A 7,077-nucleotide genomic window follows, 5' to 3' on the forward strand; every position below is an offset into this window, starting at 1 on the left:
GTTCATCTTAATGAGCTGCTTTGCTGGCGTACAAGAACCCCAACGACTCTTCATACGCTGCTGTTTTATGGTTGGCATAGGCACATCAATACCTTGCTTGTGAAAGCGCTGATACACGACCTTCGCCCAATGGACAAAGACCTTCTCCCCTAAATTACGCCAATAACTTTGCATTAATTTATGCTTCGCTTCAAAGGTGGTACCACGAGGTACCACCATAGTAAGGATGGCTTTTCCGTCAAAGCCAATATGAGGCTTTCCATCCTGCTCAACTAGGCGCAACGTAACGGGAATGCCGAGGATAGATAAGCTTTCACCATTCACATACTGTAACGCCTCAACGCGCTTGGCATTCAATGCATCAATCTTGTAACGAGCCCTCTCAATGAAGGGCATATTCTCGATAACAAACTTGTCCACCTTATAATCCGGCACATAGGCATTCGCCGACACATGGATCACACCATCCTTTGTAATGCGCATGTTCATGTTCTTTACACGCTTGATGGTTAGCTCATATTCAATTGTGTCGCCATTATAGGTAATAGACCTAGTTGTTGAAGTATTCATACCTTTTATTTTATCATAAAACACTCATAAAATCGTAAAATTCTAGTAATTTTAATAGAAATACTTAGATTTTAATCAATACTGATTTTTAATATGTGCTTATAAAAATGACACCTATATCTTCCCCATATGGGGGATATAGGTGCCATTAAAAATAATCTGTAATATCAAATTATTTATTAGTGTATAAAAGTCTTAATAAATATATCACAAGTTTATCTTACGGTGCATATAAATTAACTAAAAATATTAAGTACTATTGTTTTACTTTAACAATGATAGAACGATTAGGATATCTCATCTTCTTATCTTTCAACTGATTATAAACATCCTGTTCTTCTAAAGTTAAGTCATTCTTATTAGACCAAATATATGTTAGTGTTGGTTTCTGTTCTCTTTTCTCTATTAAACATCTGTTTAAAATATTATTTTTATATATTTCATCAGTTTGGTCATCAAACAAATAATGAGTTTGACCTGAGTTTAAATCAAGCTTTAAAAACCCTGTTTTTCCATAACTATATAAATAATCTGATTGCGCTTCATAAGAGTATCCATTATGTTCTAATGTAACACCAGTTTGAGTATCTAGTATATAATTTTCACCCTTTGAATAACCCAAAAAATAACGAGGTTCATATTTATAAGAATTAGATTCACCAATATAAATTATTGAACCTACTACTAAAAGAACAATACCTATAAAAATACCTAATATATATTTCATTTCACTATGCACTCACTTTAGTTTAAATAACAGTATCAATTTGAATTCCATATTTATAAGGCTTTATAATTCCAGCTCTCTGTTCTAAATAAGCAATATTATTTGCAGCAATTAATGCGCTTTGCTTTGATGTATCTTCCGCTATAGACAACAGTTTAGCTATATACTCAGCAGAGAATTCCGCTGGTGGAACAGCTGGAATATCATTATCATAATCAGGAATCCATTCAAAATTATATAGATCTTTTGCTTGCCCAACCACATGAACTTTATCTTCAGAAATTTTTGTCATTCTAACACCAATCTTTAATTTTCCGAATGCAGCTCTAGCATTACCATATGTTCTAATAACAAAGTATTGTACTTTACTTTCACCAACCGACATATTCGCACTGTTTTGTTTCACACCACTAATAAAAGTTGAATAGTTACTTATTAATTCAGATGCCCCTGTACCTAGCGGAAAATATTGTTTTTCCCCATCTCCATGTAATGCATGTTTGTATAAAGCTACCGCTACACTATAGTTAGGAGAGAATTCGCCAAATATAGAAGCTAAGAAATCAGAACTATGTCCAATCTGAGTGCCTTTAATTATTGACTTAGATAAAAAATTAAGGTCATCGTATTCTTGCCTATTTATTTCATCTGATATATCTCTATCCATAGCAGCATAAGCTTCTTCTAAAGAACTTTTTACACCAGTTTCATCATTCCATTTAGTGGCATAAGATGTCACTGCTGCACCAGTATTTACGGATCCGCCAGTTACTTTATTAACCACACCACCTACTGCAGCACTCAACCATTGTGCTAATGCGGGATCATGTTTAGCTACTTTCTTTATTTCACCAATTAGCAACTCATTAGTCATAGTAGCTTTAAACCCGCTACCCGGTGCATTACCAGCCATACGTGCTGCTACTTCACCTATGATACCATGTGCAATAGATTTAGCGATTTTGCCATCTTTCGTTGTTGGTTGCCAGTTATGTAGTTGTTCAAATGCATTTTTAGAGAATAGACGTGCTAATTCTTGACGTTCTTCAATTTTCTTTTTATCGAAAATCTTATCTAATTGATGTAACGTATTTTCTGTATTAGTGTTAATGGTTTTAGTATCAATTTCTTTACCATCTACAGACAGTATACCATCAGAAATAGCAGATTGAGTAGTAGAGCTTGCTTTACCTTTAGAGCCTACACCTAAGTTTGGAACTAGACCGATACTGTTATAAATCTTATCATAACCTTTTTTATCATTGGTTTTCATCTCTTCAAGTTTCTTTTTACTACCATAGTAGTTATAGCCGATACCATTGTTGCTATATGTGTACTCAGCTTCGTTTTTGATATCTTTCATCTCTAGAGATTTTGTAGTTAATTTATTCTTAGCTTTCGTAGATTCACTTTTAATAACCGCACCCTCTAATGTAGTCTTATTACCTACATTAATATTGTAGCCTTCTTCTCCTGCATAAATGCCAGCTTGTTCTGTTACGCTCTTCCATTTGCTATCAATGCGTCCTACACTGGCATTGATACTACCAGTTGGATTTTTGAAGTTAGGTTTAGAGGACACAGAAAAGCCTGCAGATTTACTATGTTCTTTAAAGTTATCTACATCTTGTAAGCTTTGAATATGTAAATCACGACCGGTATCTACTTCTACCTTTTTACCAGACACAGTAGAACCAATAATATTTGTATCTCGTTTTGCTTTAAGCTGTGCTAATTGAGCCGCTTTAATCTTAGTAGGTACATAACTTTCTTGATGGGTATCTCCATTTTGACGAGCCATATTGCCACTCGCATTAATATCGAGGAGTCCACCACCAGTTAAGCTAATGCCAGCACCAACGCTCCAGCCAGAACTTTTATAGGTATTATTAACATCTACAGTATTCTTACCAGCCTCAAGATTAATATCACTAGCGCTATCTAATACTAATTTTTTAGCCTCAACGGTTTCACCTGTTAAACCAATACCACTTTGCTGAGCATCACGAGCCTTGATTTGTACCTCACTATCACTAACCAGAGTACCACCTTGATATGTGTTTGTATCTACTACTTGCCCTTGTTTTCTAGAAGTGCTACCAATGCTTACAGATAAGTTAATAGCATCATCAATATTTTTCGCGCCTCGTTTAGCTTTACCGTCTACTTTATCAACTTTACCTGTTACGGCATCGCGTATTTTTTCTCCATGTAAAGCTGCATCTACTGCTTCATATCCATCTTGCAATTGTTTACGCGCTTCATTGAGTTCAAGTGCAGCTAACCGTTTATCATCACGGCCACCAGCTTGTTTTATTGTACGTGTAGTATTTGTAAGTGTATTTGCTATTGCACCACCTAAGGATACGGTAAGACCAGTTTTTTTGTAGCGTTCATCATGTGTCATATGGTTATGATCCACGTTACCATCTAATGTAACAGCAGAGCCATCTAACACAGCACCTTCTTTAGCAACAATATCTGCACTTGTAAGATGAACTGTATCATTAGCCTTAATATTTACAGTCCCTTTCGTACTAGCAATTGTATTTCGTACAGTAGCCTCTTCATGATTTGCTTCATCAATATTGTGTTTTTCTTTACCAATAGTGAAGCCTATACCTGCACCACCTAGTAAGCCAGATTTTTTATGACGATACACACTAGAGCCATCTGTAGTAGATTTGTCAGCGCCCAATTCTACCTTACCACCAGCGGTAACAGATACCGCATTCTCACCCATAATTTGAGCAGATTGACCAGTTACATCATGAGCACTAGTAATAGTTACAGTTTTACCGCTTAACGTAGAACCTGTTACAGACGTAGTAGTTACATCGTCCACCGCATTGGTACTTTCACGTTTTACTAAACTTTTCTTTTTATCTAGGTATACATGATTCACTGTACTATTTGCTTTCGCTGTATTTAATGCAACCGTATTACCAGATACTTGCACTGTATCTGCCGCTAATAGTTGACTGCCTTCAAGTTGTACGGCATCAGAGGATACAACGGAAACGTTCTTACCTTCAATGCTACTACCAACAGATGATTGTGCTTTAACAAGATCATGAGACTCAGTCGTTTTAGAATGTCCACCGCCAGATTTACCTTTATCGAAACGATGTTCTTCAAGCTCATGTGTAGCATTCATTGCCTTCATCGTTACATTGCGACCTGCCGTTACCTTTGTATTCACATTAGAGGAGATAATACCTGCCTCCATAGATACGTCACGTCCTGCTACTACTGTTGTTTGACCAGCACCACCAATACGGCCTTGATCTACACCAGTAATCGTTTCACGGCGGTTGTTGCTACTATTCCACTCAACCTTGCTATTACCGGCCTCATACTGCACGCCTTTATTGATTACATCACGCCCCGCAGCAACCTTTGTAGAGCCAGTTGCATTAGTTTGTGTAATTGTGCCACCTTCATTAACAACATCTTTCTTAGCATACACAGAAACTGTATCATTACCTATAATAGTGCCTTGTGTATTACGAACTTCATCATTTGCTATAACCGTAGCCGTGTTACCTTTAATAAGACCATTATCATTGTGAATGGAATTACCAGTAAGAGTCACATCTTTCTCCGCTACAATACTACCACTATTATGCATAGTATCAACAGAAAGGTTAATTGATTGGGCTTGTAAATTAGCGCCACCCTCTACTCGTTTTGTGGTTGGTGCTAAATACAGAGTAGGAACTAGTACAGTCTCAGTTTTACCATTTGGTAATACAACAGACTTACTAACTAAGAGCACTACATCCTCTTTAAGATTCTTTTGCTCAGACTCTGTTAAACCTCGACCCAACACAATAGATTGAGATTTTGTTACACTAATCCCTGCATCCATCAACTGGCGATATTGTTCTTCTGCTGAAAGACCAGATTGCAGTCTACTTTTACCGGTTTGACGCATAATCTCTTGCATAACAAGTTGTTGTTCATAGTAGCCATCACCCAATCGTTTTTGTATATTCATAGGGTCTAATTTAAGGCGAGATAATACGTAATCAGAAGATAAGAAGTTGCGACGATTTGTAAAATTTGGATCGGTTTCAATTACATAGGAAGTATTAGGATTCGTCGATAACTGACTCATACTATTTAATAAAGATGCATCTACTGTGGCATCACTTTTACTGTTTTCTACATGACCGCCATATACGGCAACAGGTACATCTTTAGGATTCACCTTAGTATTCTTATACTTCGCTTCACGAATATAGGTGGTATCCCACCCTTTTTTATGATGACGACTATAACTTGTGGCAGTGCCCTCTTCAGTAATATATTCATTACCTTTAGGATTACTTTGTTCATACTGACCTACGGTACCGGTAATATCTCCAACAGCACTAATTTGGCTAGCCTCATTCACCATGTGGTCTACATCCATATGTAAATTACCACCAGAAATAATTCGGCCAGGGTTAGATGTATCTACCGTATCTACTTCACGAGTACGATCATATTCATATTTAGTCCATTTATCTTTATGATCGCCATACACTGAAAGTTGAAGGTTTTCATAAGAGTGTACTACGACTTTATCTTTAGGAATTTCATCATCATGTCCATAAATCCGTTCCTCAGATAATTGATAACGCTTAATGCTACCAGATGGAGCCACTTCGTTTTTGATATGTTCTTTACCCTCTACTGCTACACGCTTAAGGGTAATACCACCATTTTTATTATCTACAGATTTTGCAAGTAAAGCTCCACCTTGACCAAACTCAATGGTAGATGCAGTATTTACTACACTATCCATTTTACCGGACACTGTACCTTTCTCATCCATCGTTTTACCAAGCTGTAATTTACCTTCTGCTTTGATGACACTACCATCTGTATTAATGATAGATTTTGTCGCTATAGACAAATCTTTTTGAGCAATCATAACAGGTGCTTCTTTAGTCGTAGCATTACCAGTTTGTATTATAGAGTCAGTAGTAATCTTTGCCGTATCTACATAGAATTTACCCTTATTCATCTGCTCTAGACTTTTGGTTGTAATATTGGCATCTGTAGCAGCAATTGTGCCTGTATTTTGTAATTTGCCAGTACTATCTATGGTTAATTTATTTTGTGCAGATAATACACCTTGATTATTTACACCAAATCCGTCATTAGTCCCCACTAAGTACATACTATTAGCATACATACCACCAATAGCAGCTACATCGAGGCCAACTTGACTAGATTCACCAGTTTTGTGAGCATTCGTAACTTTACCAGAAGAATCAACGGAAATGGCATTCTTACCAGTTACAACTTGAGTATCTTGCGCCCAAACTTTACCATTGAGCTTTACAGCCTCAGCAAGCATATCTGTACGTGCCGTTTTAGAAGCATTAAGCCCCTTTTCACCTACAGTAATAACGCCTTGCTGAACCTTATAGCCTGTAACACTACCGTTATTGATAATCGGATTCCCTGTAGTTAAGGTAGCATTATTAGCATTGATAAAGGTTCCATTATTAACTGAAATACCATTAGGGTTTGCAATGATAACATGGGCCTTATCCCCTGCTACCTCAAGAGCACCATTCATAGAAGTAGAGCTTGTACCCGTTACTTCATTTAAAATCGTATTAGCCGTAGGACCTACTAAATTAGGGTTCCCCATAATATAACCTGCGAGCTCTGTATTTACAGGTCGATTCGCATTATTTAAAATAAGCCCCTTTTCGTCTACATTAAAAGCATTATATTGGTTATGTGATAACCCTTTATCATTAGGTGTATTAATATTAACG

At 36.8% G+C, this 7,077-nt stretch carries 3 protein-coding genes; all 3 read right to left on the reverse strand.

From position 1 onward, the window contains the following. Nucleotides 1–594: M48 family metallopeptidase (locus Q0F90_RS05990; protein ID WP_367113417.1), on the reverse strand; the 594-nt coding region annotated here is incomplete at its 3' end. A gap of 232 nt (nucleotides 595–826) precedes the next feature. After that, nucleotides 827–1,297 carry a hypothetical protein gene (locus tag Q0F90_RS05995; protein ID WP_281675658.1) on the reverse strand — a complete coding sequence of 157 codons (471 nt, stop codon included), beginning with the start codon at nucleotides 1,295–1,297 and terminating at the stop codon, nucleotides 827–829. A 22-nt stretch (nucleotides 1,298–1,319) separates the two neighbouring features. After that, on the reverse strand, nucleotides 1,320–7,077 hold a 5,758-nt coding region (locus tag Q0F90_RS06000), incomplete at its 5' end, for a hemagglutinin repeat-containing protein (protein WP_367113418.1).

This window comes from uncultured Veillonella sp. (assembly GCF_934190855.1).
Classification (GTDB): Bacteria; Bacillota; Negativicutes; order Veillonellales; family Veillonellaceae; genus Veillonella.